Consider the following 24,262-nt stretch of genomic DNA (forward strand, 5'->3'; position numbering starts at 1 on the left):
GGAGACATCCGCATGCACAGCATCCGACGCCATCTGGTGTGGCTGGTCGTGGCCGTGGTCGGCGCGTTCGCGCTGGGCACCGTGGCCCTGACCCGCGGCGAAAGCGTCAACGCCCTCTGGGTGGTGGCCGCCGCGATCTGCACCTATCTCATCGCCTACCGCTACTACAGCCTCTTCATCGCCGACAAGGTCCTGGGCCTGGACGGCAACCGCAAGACGCCGGCGCACCGCCACAACGACGGCCTGGACTACGTGCCGACCGACAAGAACGTGCTGTTCGGCCACCACTTCGCGGCCATCGCGGGCGCGGGCCCGCTGGTGGGGCCGGTGCTGGCGGCGCAGATGGGCTACCTGCCCGGCCTGCTGTGGGTGCTGGCCGGCGTGGTGTTCGCCGGCGCGGTGCAGGACTTCATCGTGCTGTTCATCTCCACGCGGCGCGACGGCCGCTCGCTGGGCGACCTCGTCAAGCAGGAGATGGGGCCGGTGCCCGGCATGATCGCGCTGTTCGGCACCTTCATGATCATGATCATCATCCTCGCGGTGCTGGCGCTGATCGTGGTGAAGGCACTGGCCGAATCGCCGTGGGGCACCTTCACGGTGGCCGCGACCATTCCCGTGGCGCTCTTCATGGGCGTGTACCTGCGCTACATCCGCCCGGGGCGCATCGGCGAGGTGTCGCTGATCGGCTTCGTGCTGCTGATGCTCGCCATCTTCGGCGGCCAGGCCGTGAGCCAGAACCCCGAGTGGGCGCCGCTCTTCACCTTCGACGGCAAGGCGCTCACCTGGATGCTGGTGGGCTACGGCTTCGTCGCCGCCAGCCTGCCCGTGTGGCTGCTGCTCGCGCCGCGCGACTACCTTTCGACCTTCCTGAAGATCGGCACCATCATCGCGCTGGCCATCGGCATCGTGTTCGTGATGCCCACGCTGCAGATGCCCGCCGTCACGCAGTTCGCGCAGGGCAACGGCCCGGTGTGGTCGGGCAGCCTGTTCCCGTTCCTGTTCATCACCATCGCCTGCGGCGCCGTCTCCGGCTTCCACGCGCTCATCTCCTCGGGCACCACGCCCAAGATGCTCGACAACGAGCGCCACGCGCGCTTCATCGGCTACGGCGGCATGCTGGCGGAGTCCTTCGTCGCGGTGATGGCGCTGGTGGCGGCCTCGTGCATCGAGCCCGGCATCTACTTCGCGATGAACAGCCCCGGCGCGCTGGTCGGCACCACCGCGCAGCAGGTGGCGGCCACCGTGTCGGGCTGGGGCTTCGTGATCACGCCCGAGATGCTGGTGCAGACCGCCAGGGACGTGGGCGAGACCACCATCCTCGGGCGCACCGGCGGCGCGCCGACGCTGGCCGTGGGCATGGCCCACATCCTTCACCAGGCGATCGGCGGGCAGGCCATGATGGCCTTCTGGTACCACTTCGCGATCCTGTTCGAGGCGCTCTTCATCCTCACGGCGGTCGATGCCGGCACCCGCGCGGGCCGCTTCATGCTGCAGGACCTGCTGGGCAGCTTCGTGCCCGCGCTCAAGCGCACCGACTCGCTGCCGGCCAACCTCGTCGCCACCGCGCTGTGCGTGGCGGCCTGGGGCTACTTCCTGTACCAGGGCGTGGTCGATCCGCTGGGCGGCATCAATACGCTGTGGCCGCTCTTCGGCATCTCCAACCAGATGCTGGCCGCGGTGGCGCTGATGCTGGGCGTGGTGGTGCTGTTCCGCATGAAGCGCGAGCGCTATGCGTGGGTGGCCATCGCGCCGGCCGCATGGCTGCTGGCGTGCACGCTCACGGCGGGCTGGCAGAAGATCTTCTCGTCCGACCCGAAGATCGGCTTCCTCTCGCACGCAGCCAAGTACACCGAAGGCATCGCCAACGGCGTGCTGGTGGCGCCGGCCAAGACGCCCGAAGCGATGTCGCGCATCGTCTTCAACGACCGCCTCGACGCCGCGCTGTGCGCGCTCTTCATCTTCGTGGTGCTGAGCGTGCTGGTCTACAGCATCAAGGCCTGCATCGCGGCGCGCGCGGCCAACCGCCCGACGACGCAGGAAACGCCGTTCGAACCCATGGGCGCCGCCGCCGCGACGCCCGCCCACTGAAGCCATGGGCCTCGCATTGCCGGAAGCCGGGCGCTACTTCGCGCGCTCGCTCAAGCAGTCGCTGCGGCTCATGGTCGGGCTGCCCGACTACGACGCCTACCTGACCCACATGGCGGCCACCCACCCCGAGCGGCCGCCGATGAGCTACGAGGCCTTCTTCCGCGAGCGGCTGGAGGCGCGCTACGGGGCCGGCAAGGGGCGCTGCTGCTGAGCCGAACGCGGGATTGCGTTACAGCTCTTTCCGATCGAAGCCCCGTCCAGCGGGATGGACGGGGCCGATCCCCGGGCCTAGAGTCCCCTCCATGTCCACGGCCCCTGGCTGGCATGGAGGGCGATATGTCGCAGGATCCCTTTGCAGACTTCAAGAACCGGCAGCGCGAGATGTGGTCGACCTTCGCGCCGACCGCCATGTTCACCACGCCGGTGGCCGGGCATCTCGTCCGGTTCGCGCAGATCGCCGAGGGCGAGTCGGTGCTGGACGTGGGCACCGGCACCGGCGTCGTGGCCGTCACCGCGGCCCGCCGCGGCGCACGCGTCACGGGCCTCGACCTCACGCCTGAACTGATCGAGGCCGCGCGCGAGAACGCCGGCATCTCCGGGCACGGCGACATCGCCTGGACCGAGGGCGATGCCGAGAACCTCCCGTACGCCGATGCCTCCTTCGACGTGGTGCTCAGCCAGTTCGGCCACATGTTCGCGCCGCGGCCCGAAGTCGCCGTGGCCGAGATGCGCCGCGTGCTCAAGCCCGGCGGGCGGATCGCCTTCGCCACCTGGCCGCCCGAGCACTTCGTGGGCCGCATGTTCGCCTTCATCGGGCGCAACTCGCCGCCACCTCCGGCCGGCGCGTCGCCGCCACCGCAATGGGGCAACCCCGGCATCGTCACGGAGCGCCTGGGGCCGCACTTCGAGGCGCCGTTCTTCGACCGCGGCACCATGCACTTCCCGGCCCTGAGCATCGGCCACTTCCGCCTGTTCCTGGAGCGCTCGGTCGGCCCGATGCGCAAGCTCGTGGAGGGCCTCGCCGCCGATCCGACGAAGCTCGCTGCGCTGCGGGCCGAATTCGATGCGCTTGCCGAGCCCTACTACGTCGACAACGTGGTGCACCAGAGCTACCTGCTGACGCGCGCGCGGGCACGCTGACCGCCCGCAGTGAAGCCGGCTCAGCCTGCGCCTGAGGCCGGCTGCGCCAATTCCAGCTTTTCCGATCGGCCCGGCAGCGCGACGATGCCTCCACGACAACAACATTCGTGGAGCGCATCGATGCCATCCGAACAACTCGACCTCGGCCGGATGACCGGCCTCTCGCTTCGCCTGCGTGTGGTGCTCTCGGGCGTGCTGATGCTGGCGGCCGCGATCAGCGCGGCGCGTCCTTCGGGCGCGGACATCGACCTGCAGGCCGAGCAGCGCTTCCAGCTCGCGCTCGAGGCCCAGGCCGCGCGCGACTACCGCGCCATGCTCCAGCACCTGCGCGACGCCGCCACCGACGGCCACGCCGAGGCACAGGAGATGCTGGGCATGGTGCTGATGACCGGGCCCGCGCTCTACGGCAGTGCCGTGAAGGCCGACCGCTGCGAGGCCGGCGAGTGGATGCGCCGCGCGGCAGTGCAGGGCAGCGAGACGGCGAAGGTGCAGCTGACCTTCCTGAACCGCCTGCGCAGCTCGCCCGACGGCCGGCGCGCCTGCGGCTGAAGGGCCGGGCGCCCGATCGCGGGCAAAGGCGCCGTCTGACGTCGGCCTGCCGGGGAGGCCGCTAGGCTGGGGCTCTACCATCGGAGGCACGAGCAAGATGAAGAGACACCCGAAATATCCACTGGCCGGCCCGGCTCTTGTCATCGCGGCAGGCGTGGCGACGATGCTCCTCGTCGCCGGGTGCGCGGTGTCGCCGCCCACCATTCCCACGGCGAAGCAGGTCGACCTGCAGCGCTTCATGGGCGACTGGTACGTGATCGGCAACATCCCGACACGGCCCGAGCGCGATGCCTTCAATGCGGTGGAGTCGTACACGCTGCAGCCCGACGGCCGCATCGACACGCGCTTCCGCTACCGCGAAGGCGGCTTCGACGGCCCGCTGAAGACGATGAACCCTGTCGGCCGCGTGGTGCCCGGCACCGGCAACGCGGTGTGGGGCATGCAGTTCGTGTGGCCGGTGAAGGCGGAGTACGTGATCGTCGACGTCGACAAGGACTACGGTTTGACGATCATCGGCCGCAGCAAGCGCGACTACGCCTGGATCATGGCGCGCACGCCGAGCATTCCCGAGCCGGCCTACGAGGCGGCGGTCGCGCGCCTCAAGGGGCTTGGCTACTCGGTGGAGAACCTGCGCCGCGTGCCGCAGCGCTGGCCCGAGGAACAGGCAGGCGCGTCGAAGTAGCCGCTACGTTCCGGCTCAGGCCGGGGCCATCGCCTCGAAGCCGCGCGCCAGGTCCGCCATGAGGTCCTGCGGCGATTCCAGGCCGATGTGCAACCGCACCACCGCGCCACGCCGGCTCCAGTCCGTGACGCTGCGTGCGGCGCGCATGTTGGTCCAGGCGACGAGGCTCTCGTAGCCGCCCCACGACGAGCCGCGTCCGAAGAGGCCGAGGGCGTCGACGAAGCGCTCCACGGCCGGGTTCGCGGTGCCGGGCTTCAGCTCGATGGAGATCAGTCCGTTCGTGCCGCTGCAGTCGCGCTTCCAGATCTCGTGGCCTGGATGCTGTGGCAGCGCTGGGCAGAACACGGTCTCGACCTCTGGGCGCTGCTGGAGCCATCGCGCCACTTCCAGCGCATGCCTCTCGTGCACCTGCAGCCGCGCCGACAGCGTGCGCATGCCGCGCAGCACCAGCCATGCGTCGTCGGGGCTCACGGTCATGCCGAAGGCGTCGCAGCGCTCGTTGAGCGGGCGCCACGCGGCCTCGGTGGTGGCGACGGTGCCCATCATCACGTCGGAGTGGCCCGAGAGGTACTTGGTCGCGGCCATCGTCGAGATGTCGGCGCCCAGCGCGAGCGGGCGGTACTGGACGCCCGAGCCCCAGGTGTTGTCGGCCGCGAGCAGGGCGCCGCGCGCGTGCGCCAGCTCGGCGAGCCTGGGCAGGTCGCACATCTCGTAGACCAGCGAGCCGGGGCATTCGGCATACACGAGGCGCGTGCTCGGCTCGAACAGTTCCTCGATGCCGCTGCCGTCCGCGGGGAAGAAGCTGCTGCGGATGCCGTAGGGCTCCAGGAAGGAATGCACGAGGTTGCGCGTGGGCTCGTACACGCTGTCGGACATCAGCACGTGGTCACCCGGCTTCAGGTACGACAGCAGCACCATGCCGATGGCCGCGAGGCCGGTCGGGAAGAGCCGCGTGCGCCAGGCGCCCTCGAGCTCGCTCACCGCGTCCTCCAGCGCGAAGGTGGTGGGCGTGCCGCGCGCGCCGTAGCTGAAGACGCGCTCCTCGTCGCGGCGCGTGCGTGCGTCGCGCATGGCGCCCACGCTGTCGAAGAGCACGGTGCTGGCGCGCACCAGCGGCGTGTTGACGGGAACGCCGCCGGCATGGGACGGGGCCTTGCCGGTGCGGGTGAGCCGGGTGTCCAGCGTCAGGCCGGATGAAGCGTGGTGCGAGTCGGGCATCGTGTTCTGGCGGGGAAGGGAAAGCAGGGGCCGCTATGTTGCTTCAATCAGTCGGCGCGCGCACCCGAAAGCTTGACGATGCGCGACCAGCGCTCGATGTCCTGCTTCAGCTGCGCCGCGAAGGCCTCGGGCGTGCTCGCCACCACCTCGCTGCCGCCGTCGGTGACCAGCTTGCTCACCTCGGGCAGGCGCAGCGTGCGCACGATGGCTTCGTTGAGGAAGGCCACGCGCTCGGGCGGGGTGCCGGCCGGCGCGAAGAAGCCGTACCAGTCCTCGAAGCGCGCGCCGTTGTAGCCCAGTTCTTCCAGCGTGGGTACCTTCGCGAACACGCCGATGCGCCGCGGGCTGGTCACGGCCAGCACGCGCAGCTTGCCGTTCTGCACGAAGCCGGCCACCGAGGCGGTGGATGTGACCATCAGGTCGACCTGCCCGCCGATCAGGTCGGTCAGCGCCGGGCCGGCGCCCTTGTAGGGCACGTGCGTCATCTCCACGCCGTTGTCCTTGGCGAGCACCACGCCCACCAGGTGCGAGAGCGTGCCGTTGCCCGGCGTCGCGTAGGTCACCTTGCCGGGGCTGGCCTTGGCCTTGGCGGCGAGGTCGGCGAAGCTCTTGATGGGCGAGTTGGCCTCCACCACCAGCGCGAGCGGCGCGGCGTTGATCTGCGTGATGGGCACGAAGTTCTTGACCGGGTCGAAGCCCGGCGAGCCATACAGCGTGGGGTTCACCGCCATGATCGACACCTGCGAGGTGAGCACGGTGTAGCCGTCGGGCTTGGCGTCGGCCACTGCCTTGGCGCCGATGTTGCCGCCCGCCCCGCCGCGGTTGTCGACCAGCGCGGCCTGTCCCATGATCTCCGGCAGCTTGGTGGTGACCAGGCGCGCCGTCGCGTCGTTGCCGCCGCCCGGCGGGAAGGGCGAGATGAACTTCACCGGCTGCGACGGAAAGCCGTTGCGCGGCGCCATCGGGTCGGCGGTGGCTGGCTGCAGCGCGAGCGCCGAGAGCCAGGCGGCTGCGACGGCAAGTCGGGCGATGTGGGCGATGTGCGGGATGCGGCTGGCGAACGGCATGACGGAACTCCTGGGGCTGGGAACTGACAAGGACGAACGAAAGGCGGGGGCGGAAGAAGGACGGCTCAGGCGTGGGGCGCCGGCAGCCGGAAGGCGGCGCGCTCCTGCGCGTCGAGCTGCGCGACGAGGCCGGTCTCCCAGGCGAGGTAGCGGCGTGCGGCCTCCTTGTTGCCGTCGTGCCGGTCGTGCACGAAGAACAGGTAGTCGATGCAGTCCGCATCTGCGGGCAGCTCGGGCGTGGCGTCCACCGGCAGGCCGGCGGCGCTCCAGGCGGCCATGCCACCGGCAAGCAGCAGCGGGGCGGGCGAGATGCCCGCGAGTTCGGAGGCGGCGGCCCATGCGGCGAGCGCGGCTTCGTCGGCCACCAGCACGATCTGGCGTGTCTCGCCTTGCAGGTCGGCGGCGAGGCGAGGCCGGATCGACCAGCGCGCCTGCGCGATGTGGCCGGCGCGAAACTGCATGCTGCCGCGCAGGTCGACCACCGCCACGTCGTTGCGCTCGATGCGCGCGGCGAGCGTCTTCGCACCGATGGCGCCGAGCGCGGGTGCGGCAGGCGCTTCGGCCGGCGCAAGGGCGAGCCCGCTCTCCAGCCCGCCTTCGAGCACGCTTGCGTCGTGCCCCATCTGCCGCAGCCAGCTCGCGACGGTGGGTGCGCGCACGCCGTCGCTGTCGAACAGCACCAGCCGCGCACCGCGCACGCCGAAATACTGGTCGCCGGCCTGCATCAGCTGGCCACCCGGCGTGTGCTGCGCGCCGGGCAGGGTGCCGGCCGCGAATTCCTCCGGCGTGCGCACGTCGCAGAGGAACAGGCTTCGGCTCGCGTCGTCGGCCCACTGGCGCACGGTCTGCGCGTTCACGGTGGGCACGTCGAAGCGCGCGGCCAGCGCCTTCGCGGCGGGGCGCAGGTCGGTGTTGCCGCTGTCGTCGGCATAGCGCTGTGTGCCGCCGTGCTCCAGCGTGTGGTCGTTGAGGTACCAGCCCTGCGTGCCGTTCTCCAGCGCATACACCGGGTTGGGCAGGCCGAGGTTGATGAGCGTCTGCGCGCCGATGATGCTGCGCGTGCGGCCCGCGCAGTTGATGACGATGGGCGTGGTGTTGTCGGGCACCAGCCGGCGCACGCGGTAGGCCAGCTCGCCGTTGGGGCAGCAGGTGGCGCCGGGGATGTTCATCTTGCGGAACTCGCTGGCGGGGCGGCCGTCGAGCACCACCACCTTGTCCTTGCGCGCCAGCATGCCGGCCAGCTGGTCGGCGCTGACGCGGGGCGTGTGATAGGCCTCCTCGGCCAGCTCGCCGAAGGTCTTCGAAGGCAGGTTCACGCCCGCGAAGAGCACGTAGCCCGCGGCCTTCCATGCGCGGGCGCCGCCCTGCAGCACGTGCACGTCGGTGTAGCCCAGTGCGGCGAGCCGTGCCGAGGCGCGCTCGGCGACCTCGCTGCCGTCGCCTTCGTCGTAGACCACCGTGCGCACGCCGCGGCGCGGCACGAGGCGCGGCGCGTCGATCTCCAGCCGGCTGAAGGGCAGGGGAATGCCGTAGAACAGATGCGCCTCGCCGTACTGGCCGTGCTCGCGCACGTCGAGCAGCGCGATCTCGCCGCCGTCGTGCAGCCAGGATTTGAGGGTCTTCGGGTCGATGAAGAGAGTCATGAGAGCGAGTCGTTGGGACGAACGAATTCCTGCGAGGCCGCCAGTGCGGCCCGCATGAAGAACGGGAACGGGTGAAAGGAAGAGCGGCTAGCGGCGCGTCTGCACGCCGATGCCCATGGTCTGGTACGTGCCCGCTTCCAGGTCGTAGGCGGTGCGGCTGTTCAGCGTCTCCAGCGCCCGGCCGTACATGTGCAGGTGGCGGATGACCTGTTCGCCCTGGATCTCCACCGAGTGGATGTCCTCCGGCATCAGCGCGATGCCCTTGCCCGGCGCGACGACGACCAGCTCCGTCTGCTTCAGCCTGCCCACGCCCGGCACGCTGCCGTCGTCGCTGCGCTCGTACACGCGGTTGTGCTCGGTGCCTTCCACCGCAGCGATGCAGGCCCAGGTCGTGTGGTTGTGCGGAACGATCTTCTTGCCCGGGCGCATCACGTTCAGGTAGAGCGCGTAGCTCTGGTCCGGGTCTTCGGCGATCAGGTAGCGGGCCTGGTGCTCGCCGGCCTCGGGCGGCGGGAAGTCGGCGGCGCCCCAGTACTCGGTGCGCGCGGCCAGGCCCTGCAGCGCATCGAGCACCACGCCGAGCTTCTCGCGGGTGGGCTCGCCGCCGCCGATGGCCTTCTTCATGGTGGCGATGGACGCCTCGACGGCCTGGCTGCGTTGCTCGGACGGGGTGCTGCTCATTCGGTCTTTCTCCAGTGGGGTTGCCTGTTCGATGTGCGTCCACTGTAGTGACGCAGGCATGACGCAACAATCCAGCTCGCGCAGGAAACACTTCAATAAAATTAATACATGCCCACGCTCGATCTCGAACTGCTGCGCTCCTTCGCGGCCGTCGTCAGCCATCACAGCTTCGCGGCGGCGGCAGTGCACCTGGGGCGCACGCAGTCGGCGATCACGCAGCAGATGCAGCGGCTCGAAGAGCAGATCGGCCACCCGCTCTTCGCCAAGCAGGGCCGGCAGAAGCGGCTGACGGAGCACGGCGAGAGGCTGCTTACCTACGCGCACCACATGCTGGCGCTGAACGACGAGGCGCTGCGCAGCCTGCGGCAGGGCCAGCTCGAAGGCAACCTGCGCATCGGCGCGCCGCACGACGTGGCCGAGACCATGCTGCCGCTGCTGCTGGCAGAGGTGGCGCGCACCTCGCCGCTGCTGCAGCTCGACATCCACATCGGCCGCAGCCCCTACCTGATGACCTCGCTCAAGAGCGGCGAGGTCGACATGATCATCTCCAACCGCGCCGACGCGCAGTCGCAGTTCGAAGGCGTGGTGCTGCGCAACTCGCCCACCGTGTGGCTGTGCGCGGCGAGCTACGTGCACGATCCGACGAAGCCGGTGCCGCTCATCATGGCCGACGGACCCAGCATCTTCCGCCGCATCGGCCACGAGGCGCTCGACACGGCCGGCGTGGCCTGGACGCCGCGCTACACCTCGTCGAGCCTGATCGGCATCAAGGCCGCGCTGCGCGCGGGGCTGGGCGTGACGGCGCGCGGCGTGGAGCAGCTCGATGCAGGCCTGCGCGTGCTGGGCGCGGGCGACGGCATGCCGCGGCTGCCCGACCTGGCCTACTACCTCTACGTGCGCAGCCACGTGGTGAATCCGGTCACGCGGCAGGTGTTCGAGACGCTCAAGAAGCAGCTGCGGCTGCCGCGCACGGACATGCCGGCCTAGGGCCTGGACGCCGCGCCCGACATCTCGGGCATCGCATTCGCCGCGGACATCGCGTGAGTGCCGCGCCCGCCCTGCTTGGCCCGGTACATGGCCTTGTCGGCAGCTGCGAGCAGGTCGCGCGGCGTCTCGCTGCCGTCGCCCAGGGCGATGCCGATCGACACGCCGATCGCCGTGCGAGCCCGGTCCAGCGGCAGCGGCTCGGCGATCGCGTCGATGCACCGCTGCGCCAGCACCTGCGCGCCCTCGTTGGCGGGCTCGTTGAGGCCGGTGGCCAGCAGCACGAACTCGTCGCCGCCGATGCGCGCCACCGTGTCCGTCTGCCGCACCAGCGCCTGCAGCCGGCGCGCGATTTCCTGCAGGGCCTTGTCGCCGGCCTCGTGGCCGAAGGTGTCGTTGAGGCCCTTGAATCCGTCGAGGTCGAGGTACAGCACCGCCACCTTGTGCCCCTGCCGGCCGGCGTGGGCCAGCGCCTGCTGCAGCCGGTCGTCGAGCAGCTTGCGGTTGGGCAGGCCGGTGAGCGTGTCGTGATGGGCGATGCGCTGCAGCGCCTCCTGGTTGTCGAGCAGCTTGGCCAGCAGGCGGTTGAAGGCCTGGGTGAGATGGCCGATCTCGTCGTCGCGCACCACCTTCAGCGGTGCGAGCGGGAGTTCGCCACGGGTCATGCGGTCGGCTTCGTCGGCGGCGCGGAACAGCGGCCGCAGCAGCCAGGCCATGACCAAGCCGAGCACGATGAGCACCGCCGACACCGCGGGCCCGCGCTGCTGCAGGATGAAGGACTGCATCCGCCCCACCGGCGCCAGCGCCTCCGCGACGGGCAGCCGCGCCACCACGAACCAGCCGCTCGTCGGCACCGAGGCGATGGCCGAGATTTCGTCGATGCCCTTGGCATTGCGCGTGGTTCCGCTGCCGCGATAGCCCGCCATGGCGCGGTCGTGCAGCAGGTTCACGCCTTCGCGCGGCGTCGGCGTGAGCGACATCGAGACATCCGTGGAGGCGACGAAGAGCCGGTCGCGCGGCGAGATCACGAGAATGCCGCCGCTCTGGCCCACGCGGCCGTCCTGCAGGTGGTCGAGCAGGCCGTCGGCCGTGAGGTCGGCCGTGCCCAGCAGCACCGCGGCCACCTGGCCCGCGCTGTTGCGCACGGGCACAGCCATGGGCAGCGCAGAGTGCCCGGAGGGCGTCGCATGAGGGCGGCCGATCGCGCGCTGGCCGGCGCGCGCGGCGGCGAATTCCGGACCGTCCGCGGCCGGCTGTGCGGCGTCGTCGAGCCGCTTGCCGCGGGTGTCGGCCACGCTCAGGCCCAGGGGGAAGAGGCCGCCGAGCGCGCCCCGCTCGGCGAGCCAGGCCCGCAGCTGGCCGGGCTGCGCGAGGAGCCCGGCAGGCATGGCGCCCGCCAGCCGTTCGAGGAAAGCCAGCCGCTCGTCCAGGTAGTTGTCGACGTCGCGGGCCACGTAGGCGGCCAGTGCCGTCTGCTGCGCAGCCACCGACTGCGTGAGGTCCTCGCGCAGGAACCGGCTGAGCTGGATGTAGCTGGCGGCGGTTCCGACGAACGCCATCGCCAGACCCATGACGAGCAGACGGAAAACCAGGCTTGTTGCGGATTTTCTGAGGGTCACTCTGGCGTCGGGTCTGGAGGCGGTAGGTGCGGGACTTTATCCGATGCCTTCCCAAGGCCCTTCTTCGGGCCTTCGCCCGCCGCCCGGCTTCAGCCCGCGACCCCGAAGAAATGCTGCCGGTAGCGCGGCGAAACGTCGTCCACCCGCAGCATCAGCGGCAGGTCGGCCGTGTTGAAGGCCAGGTCCAGCGCGGGCGGCCCGAGCAGCCGCGCGCCGCAGCGCAGGTAGCCCTTGATGAGCGGCGGTGCGGCCGGCGGCGGGGTGTCGCTGTCCGCATCGCTGTCAGCCTCGGCGTCCAGCGGCAGCGCGATGCGCGGCTCCACGCGCCAGCGCTCTTCCACCAGGTGCGTGCGGCACAGCCGCTGCCACAGCCGCGCGGCGGTCGCGCCGTGGTCGTCCAGGCCGATGCTGGCGCAGCCGATCATGGTGTCGAGCGCGTGGTCGACCATGTACTGGCCCAGTGCGGTCCACAGCGCCATGATGACGCTGCCCGAGCGCCAGTCGGCGTCCACGCAGGAGCGGCCCAGTTCCAGCGCATTGCCGCGCAGCGGAGCGATCGGGGAGAGGTCGAACTCGGTGTCGGTGTAGAAGCCGCCCGCGCGCCGCGCCGCGCCCGGCGTGAGCACGCGGTAGGTGCCGATGAGCGGGCCGGGTCCGTTCACCGGATCGACCGCGCGTACCAGCAGGTGGTCGCAGTAGCCGTCGAAGCGGTCCACGTCCAGGCCGGGCGGCGTGCCCGCCGGGGGCCTGAGGTGCGCGCCCATCTCCAGCGCGAACACGCGAAAGCGCAGTCGCTGCGCGTCGCGCACGTCTTCCTCGCAATCGGCCCAGCGGGTCTCCAGCGCGGGCATGGCACCGGAAGAGGTGCCGGAAGACGCACCGCGAGCGGCGAACGAACGGTCGGTCAGGGCTTGCGAGGAGGAGATGTCCATGTGCGTGGAGCCACTCAGTTGGAAGGTGGATAGCGGCTGACCAGGCGGTTCTGCCGCCGGTTGAGCCGCGCGAGTTTGAGCAGGCCGATGGGCCGCACGCCGGCCTTGCGCTGCGCCGCGCCGATGGCGAACAGCAGCCGCTGCTTGGCGAACACCATGCGCAGGCCCTGGACCAGGCCGATGTCCGGGTCCCATGCCTCGATCGCTTCGGAGCCCGCGCCGTTGACTTCCATGATCGTGAAGCCGCGCCCGGCGGCGAGTTCGCGCAGGCTCTCGTAGCGCACGTCGAAGCGCCCGAAGCGGAAGTCGGGCATGTCGCGCGCGACGGCGTCGATGGCGCGCACCAGCTCCGGCGTGACGAGCGATGCGCCATTGCGGTAGAGGCCGCCCACGCGCGTGGAGCCGATGGTCGCCAGCCGCACCTGCTGGCCGGCCGCCGGCACGCTGTCGGGCGGCACGCTGCATCGGTGGCGCGGCGAGCGCGCGATGCGGCGTGCCCGCACGTCGGCCGCCACGAGCTCGGCCACGGTGCTGCGGCCGTCGCCCGTCACGCGCGGAAAGTAGCGCAGCGCCAGGCCGACGATGCGGCCTTCGTCGGTGGCGGGATCGCGTGCGTAGAAGATGCCCGCCTCGCCTTCCTGCGGCAGGTAGCGCTGCAGCACGACCGTCTCGCCCTGCGGAAAGACGGCGAGGTAGTCACGCAGCGCCGCCATGTCGGCCAGCAGCCGCACGCCGTAGCCGCACAGGCCGAGGTCGGGCTTGGCGACCAGCGGAAAGGCAAGGCCCTCCGCGGCGATAGCCTGCTGCAGCGATGCCTCGGTCGCCGTGCCGTCGTTGAACACCGCGCAGTAGTCGGCCGTGACCGAGCGCGCCAGCGGCCCCATGCCCCGGAAGTATTCGAGCTTGCCTTCGCCCGCCATGCCGCCCGAGGTGATGTGCGGGTTGGCTGCGCAGGGCACGGTGGCGCCGCCGTGGCGCAGCGACAGCCACAGCCACTGCACCACCAGCGGCACGCAGATGAGCCACTTGGGCATGCGCTCCAGCAGGCTGCATTCGCGCACCACGGCCAGCCGCGAAGCGTCGGCACCGCCGAGCTCCAGTTCCGCCGCCATCACACGGCCTCCGGCCTGCGCGTGGCGACGAGGCCCACGGCGGCGATGCGGTCGATGTGCGCGTACACCGGCCGTTCGAGCTCTTCGCCGAAAACGTCGGGGTCGATCTCGGCATACGACCATTCGAAGCCCGGCCCCGCCAGCAGCGGGCGCATCTCGGCGAGGAAGGGGTCTTCGCCGTCGACCATCGCCACGCCGGTGTAGAGCAGCAGCCGCCCACCCGGCGCGAGCCGCCTGAGCGACTCCGCCGCGATGCGCACGCTCAGCGCTCGCCCGAGCCGTGCGCCGCCGTGGCGGTAGGCGCGCTGCGCGGCGTCGTCGAGGTAGGGCGGGTTCGACACGATCAGGTCGAAGTCGCCCTCGACGGCGGAGAGCGCATCGCCCTGTGCGAGCGTGACCTCGACGCCCGCCACCTGCGCATTGACGGCCGTGTACTGCAATGCGAGCGGGTTGATGTCGTTCATCACGAGCGTCGCGGGCGTGTCGGCGGCGGCCAGCGCACGCGCCACCGCGATGCCGCCCGCGCCGCTGCCGCAGCCCACGTCGAGCACGCGCAGGGGCGTGGATTGGGCCGCATGCCGATCCAATGCGTGCCGGATGAAGCGCGCGAAGCGGCTGGTGTCGGGGCCGAAGAACACGGCCTTCTCTTCGACCGTGGGGTAGGCCGAGTGCAGGAACAGGTCGTCCCCGAGGCTGGCGATGCGCACCGTGCTGCGCAGCAGCGACCCGGTGCGCTGAACGACGCCTGCATGCTCCATCGCGGCCAGCAGCTGCGGCGGCACTGCGCGCGGCTCGAAGGGGAGGTTCCAGCCGAAGATGTCGCGCAGCGTGGTGCCCGGCTCGCGCCCGCGCCGCGCGAGCACGCGCTGGTGGGTGAGCGGCGTCACGGTGGTGAAGCGATAGCCCGTGGCCGCCACCTGGCGCAGCACGCCGGCCGCGTCCATCATGCGGCCAGCTCCTCGGCCTCGCGCAGTTCGGCGGTGTAGCGCTCGAAGCAGCGCTCCCCGCAGGACAGCCGCATCAGCGCGCCTTCGGCGATGAACTGCCCGCAGGCCGGATCGGCCTCGACCAGCGGCCGGATCACCTCGCGCAGCCATGCGCGCGAGTGCGACACGTCGAGCGCCGCATGCAGGTCGAAGTAGGCGCGCGCGCGGCCGCTCAGGCCCAGGCGGCGCATGCCGGCGGCCACCTGCTTCACGCGCCCCGGGGCAGTGAGCTCGATGACGCCGAGCGCGCCGATCGAGTGATAGGCATAGCGCCGCGTGGTCGCCAGCGCGACCATGGTGTTGGCGAGGGCGAGCGACTCCCATACGGTGGTGTCGATGGCCGGATGCAGGTCGAGCTCGCGCACCATCTGCTCCAGCATCTGGCCGTGCATGACGCTCTGCTTGCCGTGGCCCATCTCGTCCCAGAAATTGCGCGCGCATTCCAGCTTGGGCTGCGGCGGCAGCTTGACCTGGGTGCAGGCCAGCAGGTCCTCGAAGCCTGCCTCGCCCGCGGCCTCCTGCGTGAGGAACCAGCGCATCTGCGGCAGGGTCGCCTCGCTGGCGAGCCAGTCGAAGAGCCGATGGTGCTGGCCGGGCCCGGTCTGCTCCAGCGACTCGAACCACGTGACGAAGTGGGCCGCGTTGCCCGTGGAAGCCGACGCCGCCGCCTGCACCGTGGTGCGCAGCGCTTCGACGAACTCGCCTTCCAGCAGCCGGCAGGCCTGCTCTTCGGCGAGCTCGTCCTTCCACCAGGGCGAAGGGATGCCGGGCCTCAGCCGCGCGGCGTTGAACCTCGCCAGGCGGCGGTGCAGCTGTGCGCCGGCACGTGTGCTGGTGTCTGCGCTGGCGTCCGGGGTGTCGTCAGTGGACATGGCCGATCCTCGTCATCCGCTGGGCAAAGGGGCAGAGTGCGCCTTTGCGCGGCGGCTGTCCGTCAGACGGGGCCTACAGATTCCACCCTGGTGCAGGGTGCGCGCAGGGAAACGGCTTCAGGTCGACCAGATGCGCGGCGTGGCCGCCGGCAGCCGCCAGAGCTCCGCGCGCCATGCCAGCCATACCTGGCGCAGCAGCTGCATCGCGGGCTCGACCACGGGCGCCAGCACGCGCAGCACCACCACTTCGGCATGCGGACTGGTGGCGCCGGCGCTCTCGGCCAGGGGGCTGGCCTCCAGCAGCGAGCGCGCATGCGCGAGCAGCGCGTCACGCCGGGCGCGTGCCACCGGCGAGCCCGCGACGAAGAACAGCGACGCCATGCAGCGGTGGCCGCCCAGGCCGATGGGGCTCTGCAGCAGCCGGTGGTCGGCCGCGTCGATGCGTCCGCGTTCCAGCCAGACGCCGGGCACCTCGATGTGCTGCAGGTAGGTGCCGCGCTCGAAAGGCTGGCCGGCGTTGGGCAGGCCCAGCGCGGTCACGTCCCAGCCGATCAGCTCGGCGCCGGGCTCTACCTCGATGCTGAGCCGGTTCTCGGCCCGGCAGCCGCTGTAGCAGATGGCTTCGAGCGGCAGCCATTCGAGCCGCGCGCCGGCCGCGAGGCGGATGCGCGTGCGCTGCAGCGCGAGGTCGCCTTCGGAACGGTAGAAGCGCGATGCGCCGGGCGTGGTGATGAGGCCGTGGCTGCCATCGGCCCCTTCGATCTCGATGTCGAGCGTGTCGCCACCCACCAGCCCGCCCGGCGGATGCACCAGCACGTTGTGGCAGACCGCATCGCCCTCCGGATACAGGCTCTGCAGGATGCGCAGCGGCCCGTCATGGCGGAAGCGGGCGACGGTGCGTTCGGATTCGTGCTGATAGGAGAGATGGAGACGGGCGTGCCAGGACATCCGGCGAGTCTAGTCGGGGTGTTTTCGTGGAACACCGCGGAACCGGCTCTGCCGGGCCGCAGGTGTTGCCCCCGGAAGGGGGTGGCGAATCGACACGAAGTGCGCGAAGCCTGGGGGAGAGCCTATTTCCAGGCGCCATCGTGCGCGGCGCTGGCCTCGTCGATGAGCGCCGGCCCGATGCATTCGATCGGATGCGGCGATGCGCGGAACACGTCGCGGCACGACAGCTCGGCGTCGCGCTGGTCCTGCCGCTCGCCGCGGAACACGCGCAGCCGCTCGGCGTCGATGCCGAACACCACGCGGCCGATGTTCGACCAGAAGATCGCGCCCGCGCACATCACGCAGGGCTCGCCCGACGCATAGAGCGTGGCGCCCGCCAGCTCCTCGCGCGAGAGCCCGCGCCCGGCCAGCGCGCGCAGCGCGTTGACCTCGGCATGGGCGGTGCAGTCGCCGGTCTCGGCATTGCTGTTGGCGGCCTCGGAGAGCACTTCGCCGGCGGCCGAGACGATGACGCAGCCGAAGGGGCGGTTGCCCCTGCGCCGTGCCGCGTGCGACCACACGATGGCCTTGCGCAGGTAGCGCCCGTCGCGCTCGTCGAGCGCGGTCTCCGGCGGATAGGAGGTCCTGTTGTTGTCGATTTGGTCGTTCATGCCTTGGAGGACTTGGGAAGAGTGCGTTCGCTGCGCGATGGAAGCATGGAGGTGTTGAAGATGGCGTCGGACGCAGGCTTGACCTTCAGGCCGAAGACATCGGCCACCTCGTCGACCTGCTGCTCCAGCGTGAGCTTCCTGATGTCGCCGAGGCCATGGCCCTGCGTGTCTGCCGCGCCCACGTACTGAGCGGTGATGCCCCAGCGCTCGATCTCGATTTTCTCATCGAGGATGGGCTCGCGCTGCCGCATGGCCGCGATGCTCGGCGCCGGGTTGGCGAAGGTCTCGACGATGGCGCGGTTGCTCGCGCGCAGGAAGGCGGCCACCACCTTCGGGTTCTGCGCGATGAGGTTGCTGCCCGCGAGGATGGCGTTGCCGTACAGGTTCACGCCGGCGTCGGCGTACTTGAGCACCGACAGCTCCTCGGGCTTCATGCGCGCGAAGAGCGAGACGGCCGAGTCGTGGAAGTAGGTGGCGGCATCGACGTCGCCGCGCACCATGACGTTGTCGCGCGCGCTGAAGTCGGTGGTCTGCCACTGGAAGGCGTCGGGGCGCATGCCCTGCTTGCGCGCCACCAGCGGCCAGGCGCGGCGCGTCGATTCGACGGCCGCGGCCGCGACTTTCTTGCCTGCGAGGCTCTTGAAGTCGGCGGTCACGCCGCGGTCCTTGCGGCCGATGATCGCGAACGGTGCGCGGTTGTAGTACTGGTAGACCGCCTGCACCACCGGCGTGCCGGGGTTCTGCGCGTTGAACTCGATCAGCGAGCTGATGTCGCCCAGCCCCAGCTGGTAGACGCCGCTCGCGATGCGCGTGATGGAGGCCACCGAGCCGGCGCCGGTGTCGATGGTCACGTCCAGGCCTTCGTCCCTGTAGTAGCCCTTGGCCAGCGCGAGGAAGAAGGGAGCGGTCTGCCCGTTGATGCGGAAGTCGAGCGTGAACTTGAGCGGGGTGAGCTTGCCGCCCTGCGCGAGCACGGCGGGGGCGGCGATGGCTGCAATGGTTGCGGTAGTGGCCGCAAGGAAGGATCGACGTTGCATGTGGGGCCTCGGAAGCTTCGTGTCTTGGATCCGTTCGCACTGACCCCGAGGAAGATCTTCGGGAAGAGGGCGGCGGGCGTCTCAAGAGCAATTTCCGGGCGGGCGCACAGTCGTGGTGCGTGCGCTGCTGAACGCTTCTACTCTTGCGCCCGGTGATGCACGAGGCATGCCAAGGGCTTTGGTCGGGCATTGGCGATGGGGCTTGGTGCGGCGGGCCCGAGGCGCCACAATCCGGGCGCGCAACTTGCAAGGCAGTCTGCGCAGAGTAGAAGCGTTCAGCCGCGCGGTGCCCCACGCATCCCGGCGGGAAATTGCTCTTTCACGTTCGTCCCCCACGACCACAGAAGGAGTCCGCGCATGCTCGTCACCCGTCAACCCGTCTTCCGCAAGTTCTGGCATGCCGTCATGCCGCTCACCGAACTGGCCAACGGCCCGAAGCCCTTCAGGCTGCTCGGCGAAGACATCGTCCTCTTCATCGATGCCGACGGCCAGCCCGCCGCCCTGCGCGACCGCTGCTGCCACCGCACCGCGAAGCTCTCCAAGGGCTGGTGCGTGGACAGCGAAGGCCAGGCCTGCGGCACCGGTGCGATCCAGTGCGGCTACCACGGCTGGACTTACGACCGCAGCGGCCAGGTCATCCGCATCCCGCAGTACGAAGCCGACCGCAAGATCTCGCCCGAGTACCGCACCACGGCCTACCGCTGCGCAGCCCGCTACGGCTATGCGTGGGTAGCTCTTGAAGAGCCCATCGCCGACATCCCCTCGATTCCGGAGTTCGACGACCCGGGCTACCGCACCATCTTCCAGTTCTACGAAGAGTGGCAGACCAGCCCGATGCGTGCGCTGGAGAACTCCTTCGACAACTCGCACTTCAGCTTCGTGCACCGCGCCACCTTCGGCGTGGCCGCGAGCCCGAAGCCGAGCAAGTACGAACTGGTGGAGAACGACACGGGCTTCTACGCCGAGACGATCATCGAGGCGACCAACCCGGTGAAGTTCCACGCGATCAGCGGCGTGACCGACCCGATCACCACGCGCCACATGCGCAACGCCTACTTCCTGCCCTTCTCGCGCCGACTCGACATCGAGTACCCGAGCGGCGTGCGCCACATCATCATCAACTGCTTCACGCCCATCGACGACGGCCGCATGCAGCTGTGCCAGTGGCTCTTCCGCAACGACACCGAGGCCGACTGCACCGCTCAGATGCTGATCGACTTCGACGAAGCCGTGACGCGCGAGGACAAGGACATCCTCGAATCGACCGACCCCGACGCGCTGGTCGACACCCGCCGGCGCGGCGTGGAGTATTCGATGGAGTCGGACCGGCCGGGGATGCTGATCCGCAAGCACCTGATGCAGTTGCTTGCGAAGCACGGGGAGGCGGAGGTCTATCGCGGGATGGACGAGAACGCCGTGATTCCCATCGCGAAGGCTGCCTGAAGGCTGCTTGAGTCCGGGGGCGGACTTCGCGCAGGCCCGCCCGCTCCCCGCCCTCGTTCTCAGGCGGCTGCGGTAGCAGGGCGCGGCGTTCCGGCGTGCGAGGAGCCTGCTTCGTAGCGGTCCATCGCCAGGCCGTCGGTGCGGATCTCCGGGCGCTGGCCCATCACCATGTCGGAGATGAGCTTGCCCGAGCCGCAGGCCATGGTCCAGCCCAGGGTGCCGTGGCCGGTGTTCAGGTAGAGGTTGGGGTAGCGCGTGCCGCCGACGATGGGGGTGCTGTCGGGCGTCATCGGGCGCAGGCCGGTCCAGAAGGTGGCACGGGGCACGTCGCCGCCGGGGAAGAGGTCGGTGACCACCTTCTCGAGCGTGGCGCGGCGCGCCGGGTTCAGGCGCAGGTCGAAGCCGCCGAGCTCGGCCATGCCGCCCACGCGGATGCGGTTGTCGAAGCGGGTGACGGCCACCTTGTAGGTCTCGTCGAGCACGGTCGATTGCGGCGCGAGCGATTCGTCGACGAGCGGCACCGTCAGCGAGTAGCCCTTGACCGGGTACACCGGGATGTCCAGCCCCAGCGAGGCGATGGCGGCGCGCGAGTAGCTGCCGAAGGCCATCACGTAGCGGTCGGCCGTGAGGATCTTGCCGGAGGTGGTGCGCACGCCGGTGATGCGGCCGCCGTCGGTCTCGAGCGCGGCGATGGTCTGGCCGAAGCGGAAGTCGACGCCCATGCCACGTGCGATCTCGGCGAGGCCGCGGGTGAAGAGGTGGCAGTCGCCGGTTTCGTCGTTGGGCAGGCGCAGGCCGCCGGTGAGGCGGTCGCGCGCGCCGGCCAGCGCGGGCTCGATGCGGGCGAGGCCGTCGCGATCGAGCAGTTCATAAGGGACGCCGCATTCCTCGAGCACGGCGATGTCGCGTTCCACCGCGTCCAGCTGGGCCTGCGTGCGGAAGAGCTGCAGCGTGCCGCCGGTGCGCTGCTCGTACTGCAGGCCGGTGTCGGCGCGCAGCTGTTGCAGGCAGCCGCGGCTGTATTCGGCCACGCGCATCATGCGCTCCTTGTTCACCGCATAGGCCTCGGGCGAGCAGTTGCGCAGCATGGCGGCCATCCAGCGCAGCTGGAACAGCGTGCCGTCGGGGCGGATCGACAGCGGCGCGTGCTTCTTGAACATCCACTTGATCGCCTTCAGCGGGATGCCCGGCGCCGCCCAGGGCGTGGAGTAGCCGGGCGACACCTGGCCGGCGTTGCCGAAGCTGGTTTCCTCGGCGGGGCCGGCCTGCCTGTCGAGCAGGGTGACCTCGGCGCCCGAACGGGCGAGATAGTAGGCCGTGGTGGTGCCGATCACGCCGCCGCCGAGAACGATGACTTTCATGGTGTATTCGCCGATTCAAATGGAATGAATGGAATCTAAAGTCCTCAAGGCAGTGGATTCCACTGATTTATTCGATTCGGCAGTGGAATACACTGCCAAAAACCTTCCCATGCCGCCGCCGGAGTGAAATGCCCGAACTCGACCGCATAGACCGCAAGATCCTCGACGTCCTGCAGCGCCAGGGCCGCATGTCCATGACAGAACTGGCCGAGCACATCGGCCTGTCGGCCTCGCCGTGCGCCGAGCGCGTCAAGCGCATGGAGCGCGACGGCGTCATCACCGGCTACCACGCCCACGTCTCGCCCGAGGCGCTGGGCCGCACGCTGCTGGTGTTCGTGGAAATCAAGCTCTCGGCCAAGTCTGGCGACGTGTTCGACAAGGTCCGCAAGGAGCTGCTGCACATGCCCGAGGTGCTCGAATGCCATCTGGTGTCGGGCAGCTTCGACTACCTCGTGAAGGCGCGGCTGAGCGGCATGAGCGAATACCGGCACCTGCTGGGCGACATCCTCAAGAAGCTGCCGGTGGCGGCGGAGTCGCACAGCTACGTGGTGATGGAGGAAATCAAGGAAACGCTGATGCTGGCCGTGGACCGCTGAACCGATGAGAACCAACAACGACGTTCCCGGCGTCACGATCCGGCCGTGGCGCCTCGAAGACTTCGACGCGGTGAAGGCCATCCTCGACGACACCTTCGCCGGCACCTGGCTGCCGCAGCTCACGCCGGATGCCGCAAAGGCCTACCGGGAGAGCGGCGCCCCCGTCGGCTACATCGACGAGAAGGGCCCGGACTTCTTCGTGGCTGAGATCGACGGCGAGGTGGTCGGCATGGTGCACTGGGAGCACGACTTCGTGCACGCCCTGCACGTACCGGCCAGACACCAGCGCAAGGGCATCGCGAGGGCGCTGATGGCCTTCGCGGAAGACGGCATGCGCGCCGATGGCGTGCAGCTCGCGCGGCTCGAGACCGACACCTTCAACATGCAGAGCCAGGGCTTCTACCTCGCGCTCGGCTACCGCGAGGCCGGCCGCTACCCCGACCTCGAATGGCATAGCGGCTTCACCACCATCCTTTACGTGAAGACGCTTTCTCCCCTCACCGCAACCAACTCCGCGAGGAAACACGCATGAGCATCACGATCCGCCGCGACGGCATCACCGGCACCCGCCACATCCTGAAGATCCGCAACCACGAGATCCCGGTCGATGCCTCGCCCGCCGGCGGCGGCAGCGACGCCGGCCCCGAGCCGCACGACCTGTACGACGCATCGCTCGCAGCCTGCAAGGCGCTCACCGCGTTGATCTACGCGCGCCGCAAGGGCATCCCGGTGGAAGACATCGAGGTGGTGGTCGACCGTGACGACAGCGAGGAGCGCAAGGGCGTCTACCGCCTCAAGTCGGGCCTGCGCGTGAGCGGCAACCTGAGCGAGGCGCAGCGCGACGAACTTCTTCGCGTGGCCGGCAAGTGCCCGGTGCACAAGCTCATGACCGAGGTGAAGACCGAGATCGAGACCGGCTGGGCGGACTGAGCCGGCTCCGGCCGGCCCATTACTTTGCGGACCCTGTCCGCGTGCGCGCGGCCTCCACGCGCTTCGCATGGCGGTCGCCCCAGTCGGCCAGCGGCGCGAGCGACGCACTGAGCGTGGCGCCCAGCTTCGTTTCCGAGTACTCCACGCGCGGCGGCACCTCGTGGAACACCTCGCGGTGGACGATGCCGTCGGTCTCCATCTCGCGCAGCTGCTGGATCAGCATCTTCTCGCTGATGTCGGGCAGCGCCCGCTTCAGCTCGCCGAAGCGCAGCGGCTGCACGTGCAGCTCCCAAAGGATGACGGCTTTCCACTTGCCGCCGATCACGTCGAAGGCGGCGCAGATGCCGCTTCCGTTGGTCTTCTTCGATTTCATCTCGATTCGCTGGTGAATGCTTTTGTTCGGGCAGGCGGGTGGCCGCGCGCCCGCCATCGATCACGGCTCAGGCCCATGTCATGAACTGGATGGCGCGAAGCACCTCGGCTTCGCGTTCCATGAGGAAGTCGCCGTGGCTGGCGTGGTCCAGGGTCAGGCGGTTCGGCGTGTCGAGCGCCGCCACGAGCTGGTTCGAATTCGTGATGGCCACGCGGCGGAAGATGCGCAGGTAGTCGGCAGCGTCTTTCTGTGTCTTCGCGTCGAGCGGCAGCTCCAGCCACGGGAACATGTCGCGGTTGTCGGCGGGCAGGGCGGTCACTACCAGCGATGGCGCGCGCACGGCCTTGTAGTCGGGTGAGAACGAATGTGCGGCTGTATCCACGGCGGTCTCCACTTCATCGGGGGTATTGAGGCGCACGCTCCCGTCGGTGCGTATGTCGATGGCGTCGCGCAGGTTCGGTTCCAGCGCAGGCCACCAGTTCTTCGAGTTGCGCCGGAAGAAGGCGATGGCGGCCTGCAGGGACCGGCCGTCGTCCGGCGTCGGCCTGGGTTCGTGGAGCAGGCGGTTGTCCGGCACGGTCTCGCCTTCGCTGTCGCCTTCGACGGTGTAGTCGAAGGTGGTGTCCAGGTAGACGAGGCCCTGCGTCCGTTCCGGATGCAGTCCCGCGAATCTGGTGAGCTCGTTGCCCGCGATCGAATGACCGGCCAGCACCGCGCGCTGCACTCCCAGCGCATCGAGCACCGCCTTCAGGTCCGCGACCAGCGTGTCGACCTCGTAGTACTGCGTGGCGGTCTTCACTGGCAGTGGCTTGTCCGAAAGCCCGTAGCCGCGCCGGCTGATGGCGACCACGCGTGATCTCGCCGCCAGTGCGGGCGCGAGGCTGTCGAAGTAGCGTGCATTGCCGCCCAGCCCGGCCAGCAGCACGATGACGGGACCGGTGCTCCCGGGCGGCTGCCAGTCGCGCACCTGCAGCGAGACCTCGGGCGAGGCAGAGACCTTGACCCGGCGATCGATGACGATGGGCTTGCCGCCGCCGTTGCCCGCCCCACCGACCTCGCCGGCCCGGACGCCGCCACGGTTGCCGCCGCCGCAGGCTGCAAGGCCCGCGGCGCCGGTCAGTGCCATGGCATGGAGGACGTCGCGTCGGCGCAGGCCGTAGTGATTGGTTCGGGCAGTACGTGCGTCTAGCGAGGGCAGGCCATTCACCGGGTTGTTCCGTTTCCGTTTGCAGGGATGGCGCCAGTGTCCCGGCCGCACCTGAAGACCTGCTTCGGCGTTCATGAAGATTTCCTGAAGTGCGCCCTGGGCGCTTGGCAGATACTTCCGCCACATTCCGGGGACGGAGTGTTC

The 24,262-nt window shown here is 69.8% G+C and carries 25 protein-coding genes; 10 read left to right on the forward strand and 15 right to left on the reverse strand.

All coding sequences use genetic code 11. The annotated features are described in order from the left end of the window. Window positions 1-12 precede the first annotated feature (12 nt). From ACTJLF_RS20475 to ACTJLF_RS20495, 5 genes are all read left to right on the forward strand, one after another. The gene (locus tag ACTJLF_RS20475; RefSeq protein ID WP_354422492.1) at window positions 13-2,088 is read left to right on the forward strand and encodes a carbon starvation CstA family protein; all 2,076 of its coding nucleotides are present in this window, start codon (window positions 13-15) and stop codon (window positions 2,086-2,088) included. A 4-nt stretch (window positions 2,089-2,092) separates the two neighbouring features. After that, window positions 2,093-2,299: a YbdD/YjiX family protein gene (locus tag ACTJLF_RS20480; protein ID WP_019656955.1), complete on the forward strand. Its 207-nt coding sequence runs from the start codon at window positions 2,093-2,095 to the stop codon at window positions 2,297-2,299. Between the two features lie 125 nt (window positions 2,300-2,424). Further along, window positions 2,425-3,228 carry a class I SAM-dependent methyltransferase gene (locus tag ACTJLF_RS20485; protein WP_132801006.1) on the forward strand — a complete coding sequence of 268 codons (804 nt, stop codon included), beginning with the start codon at window positions 2,425-2,427 and terminating at the stop codon, window positions 3,226-3,228. A 150-nt stretch (window positions 3,229-3,378) separates the two neighbouring features. Further along, window positions 3,379-3,777: a hypothetical protein gene (locus ACTJLF_RS20490; RefSeq protein ID WP_019656957.1), complete on the forward strand. Its 399-nt coding sequence runs from the start codon at window positions 3,379-3,381 to the stop codon at window positions 3,775-3,777. A 97-nt stretch (window positions 3,778-3,874) separates the two neighbouring features. Then, entirely contained in the window at window positions 3,875-4,459 is a 585-nt protein-coding gene (locus ACTJLF_RS20495; RefSeq protein WP_051127647.1) for a lipocalin family protein, read from the forward strand. Between the two features lie 15 nt (window positions 4,460-4,474). Here ACTJLF_RS20495 and metC read toward each other — a convergent pair whose 3' ends face one another. The 4 genes from metC to ACTJLF_RS20515 all read right to left on the reverse strand — a co-directional run bounded on the left by metC (window position 4,475) and on the right by ACTJLF_RS20515 (window position 9,068). Continuing rightward, complete coding sequence (gene metC / locus ACTJLF_RS20500; RefSeq protein ID WP_440883819.1) at window positions 4,475-5,677, reverse strand: cystathionine beta-lyase; 1,203 nt, start codon at window positions 5,675-5,677, stop codon at window positions 4,475-4,477. Window positions 5,678-5,724: 47 nt separating this feature from the next. Further along, entirely contained in the window at window positions 5,725-6,744 is a 1,020-nt protein-coding gene (locus ACTJLF_RS20505) for a Bug family tripartite tricarboxylate transporter substrate binding protein (RefSeq protein WP_019656960.1), read from the reverse strand. A 65-nt stretch (window positions 6,745-6,809) separates the two neighbouring features. Further along, window positions 6,810-8,387, reverse strand: a complete 1,578-nt coding sequence (locus tag ACTJLF_RS20510; RefSeq protein ID WP_440883820.1) for a rhodanese-like domain-containing protein — start codon at window positions 8,385-8,387, stop codon at window positions 6,810-6,812. A gap of 87 nt (window positions 8,388-8,474) precedes the next feature. Next, on the reverse strand, window positions 8,475-9,068 hold the full coding sequence (locus tag ACTJLF_RS20515) for a cysteine dioxygenase family protein (RefSeq protein WP_132754869.1): 594 nt from the start codon (window positions 9,066-9,068) through the stop codon (window positions 8,475-8,477). 108 nt (window positions 9,069-9,176) lie between these two features. Here ACTJLF_RS20515 and ACTJLF_RS20520 point away from each other — a divergent pair, with 108 nt between their 5' ends. Next, entirely contained in the window at window positions 9,177-10,055 is an 879-nt protein-coding gene (locus ACTJLF_RS20520) for a LysR substrate-binding domain-containing protein (protein ID WP_019656963.1), read from the forward strand. Here ACTJLF_RS20520 and ACTJLF_RS20525 read toward each other — a convergent pair. The 8 genes from ACTJLF_RS20525 to ACTJLF_RS20560 form a co-directional block, all read right to left on the reverse strand. Further along, the gene (locus ACTJLF_RS20525; RefSeq protein ID WP_440883821.1) at window positions 10,052-11,611 is read right to left on the reverse strand and encodes a diguanylate cyclase domain-containing protein; all 1,560 of its coding nucleotides are present in this window, start codon (window positions 11,609-11,611) and stop codon (window positions 10,052-10,054) included. The genes ACTJLF_RS20520 and ACTJLF_RS20525 overlap by 4 nt on opposite strands. 149 nt (window positions 11,612-11,760) lie before the next feature. After that, window positions 11,761-12,603 carry a GNAT family N-acetyltransferase gene (locus tag ACTJLF_RS20530; RefSeq protein WP_440883822.1) on the reverse strand — a complete coding sequence of 281 codons (843 nt, stop codon included), beginning with the start codon at window positions 12,601-12,603 and terminating at the stop codon, window positions 11,761-11,763. Between the two features lie 14 nt (window positions 12,604-12,617). After that, window positions 12,618-13,715 carry a hypothetical protein gene (locus tag ACTJLF_RS20535; RefSeq protein ID WP_440883823.1) on the reverse strand — a complete coding sequence of 366 codons (1,098 nt, stop codon included), beginning with the start codon at window positions 13,713-13,715 and terminating at the stop codon, window positions 12,618-12,620. Then, window positions 13,715-14,662, reverse strand: coding sequence for a methyltransferase (locus ACTJLF_RS20540; RefSeq protein WP_132801025.1), 948 nt, complete (start codon window positions 14,660-14,662; stop codon window positions 13,715-13,717). Before ACTJLF_RS20540 ends, ACTJLF_RS20535 begins: the two co-directional genes overlap by 1 nt. Then, window positions 14,659-15,573 (reverse strand): iron-containing redox enzyme family protein, encoded by a 915-nt coding sequence (locus tag ACTJLF_RS20545; RefSeq protein ID WP_440883824.1) that lies wholly within the window; start codon window positions 15,571-15,573, stop codon window positions 14,659-14,661. Before ACTJLF_RS20545 ends, ACTJLF_RS20540 begins: the two co-directional genes overlap by 4 nt. 117 nt (window positions 15,574-15,690) lie before the next feature. After that, the gene (locus ACTJLF_RS20550; protein ID WP_440883825.1) at window positions 15,691-16,521 is read right to left on the reverse strand and encodes an urease accessory protein UreD; all 831 of its coding nucleotides are present in this window, start codon (window positions 16,519-16,521) and stop codon (window positions 15,691-15,693) included. A 122-nt stretch (window positions 16,522-16,643) separates the two neighbouring features. Then, window positions 16,644-17,171, reverse strand: coding sequence for a nucleoside deaminase (locus ACTJLF_RS20555; protein ID WP_126183267.1), 528 nt, complete (start codon window positions 17,169-17,171; stop codon window positions 16,644-16,646). Then, entirely contained in the window at window positions 17,168-18,208 is a 1,041-nt protein-coding gene (locus ACTJLF_RS20560; RefSeq protein WP_126183268.1) for an ABC transporter substrate-binding protein, read from the reverse strand. Before ACTJLF_RS20560 ends, ACTJLF_RS20555 begins: the two co-directional genes overlap by 4 nt. 357 nt (window positions 18,209-18,565) lie before the next feature. Here ACTJLF_RS20560 and ACTJLF_RS20565 point away from each other — a divergent pair, with 357 nt between their 5' ends. After that, window positions 18,566-19,651 carry an aromatic ring-hydroxylating dioxygenase subunit alpha gene (locus ACTJLF_RS20565; RefSeq protein WP_019656972.1) on the forward strand — a complete coding sequence of 362 codons (1,086 nt, stop codon included), beginning with the start codon at window positions 18,566-18,568 and terminating at the stop codon, window positions 19,649-19,651. A gap of 59 nt (window positions 19,652-19,710) precedes the next feature. Here ACTJLF_RS20565 and ACTJLF_RS20570 read toward each other — a convergent pair whose 3' ends face one another. Continuing rightward, entirely contained in the window at window positions 19,711-21,012 is a 1,302-nt protein-coding gene (locus ACTJLF_RS20570) for a D-amino acid dehydrogenase (RefSeq protein ID WP_440883826.1), read from the reverse strand. 128 nt (window positions 21,013-21,140) lie between these two features. Here ACTJLF_RS20570 and ACTJLF_RS20575 point away from each other — a divergent pair, with 128 nt between their 5' ends. The 3 genes from ACTJLF_RS20575 to ACTJLF_RS20585 are packed head-to-tail and all read left to right on the forward strand — an operon-like array spanning window position 21,141 to window position 22,538. Then, window positions 21,141-21,608, forward strand: coding sequence for a winged helix-turn-helix transcriptional regulator (locus ACTJLF_RS20575; RefSeq protein ID WP_019656974.1), 468 nt, complete (start codon window positions 21,141-21,143; stop codon window positions 21,606-21,608). Between the two features lie 4 nt (window positions 21,609-21,612). Further along, a complete protein-coding gene (locus ACTJLF_RS20580; RefSeq protein WP_440883827.1) occupies window positions 21,613-22,140 on the forward strand; it encodes a GNAT family N-acetyltransferase in 528 nt (175 codons plus the stop codon). Further along, on the forward strand, window positions 22,137-22,538 hold the full coding sequence (locus ACTJLF_RS20585; protein ID WP_440883828.1) for an OsmC family protein: 402 nt from the start codon (window positions 22,137-22,139) through the stop codon (window positions 22,536-22,538). Before ACTJLF_RS20580 ends, ACTJLF_RS20585 begins: the two co-directional genes overlap by 4 nt. Before the next feature lie 19 nt (window positions 22,539-22,557). Here the strand turns inward: ACTJLF_RS20585 and ACTJLF_RS20590 are convergent, their stop codons facing one another. Both ACTJLF_RS20590 and ACTJLF_RS20595 read right to left on the reverse strand, forming a co-directional pair. Next, a complete protein-coding gene (locus ACTJLF_RS20590; protein ID WP_019656977.1) occupies window positions 22,558-22,911 on the reverse strand; it encodes a winged helix-turn-helix transcriptional regulator in 354 nt (117 codons plus the stop codon). A gap of 67 nt (window positions 22,912-22,978) precedes the next feature. Next, window positions 22,979-24,037 carry an alpha/beta fold hydrolase gene (locus ACTJLF_RS20595; RefSeq protein ID WP_440883829.1) on the reverse strand — a complete coding sequence of 353 codons (1,059 nt, stop codon included), beginning with the start codon at window positions 24,035-24,037 and terminating at the stop codon, window positions 22,979-22,981. Window positions 24,038-24,262 lie beyond the last annotated feature (225 nt).

The sequence above is a fragment of the Variovorax sp. 22077 genome (genome assembly GCF_052044195.1).
Lineage (GTDB): Bacteria > Pseudomonadota > Gammaproteobacteria > Burkholderiales > Burkholderiaceae_C > Variovorax > Variovorax atrisoli.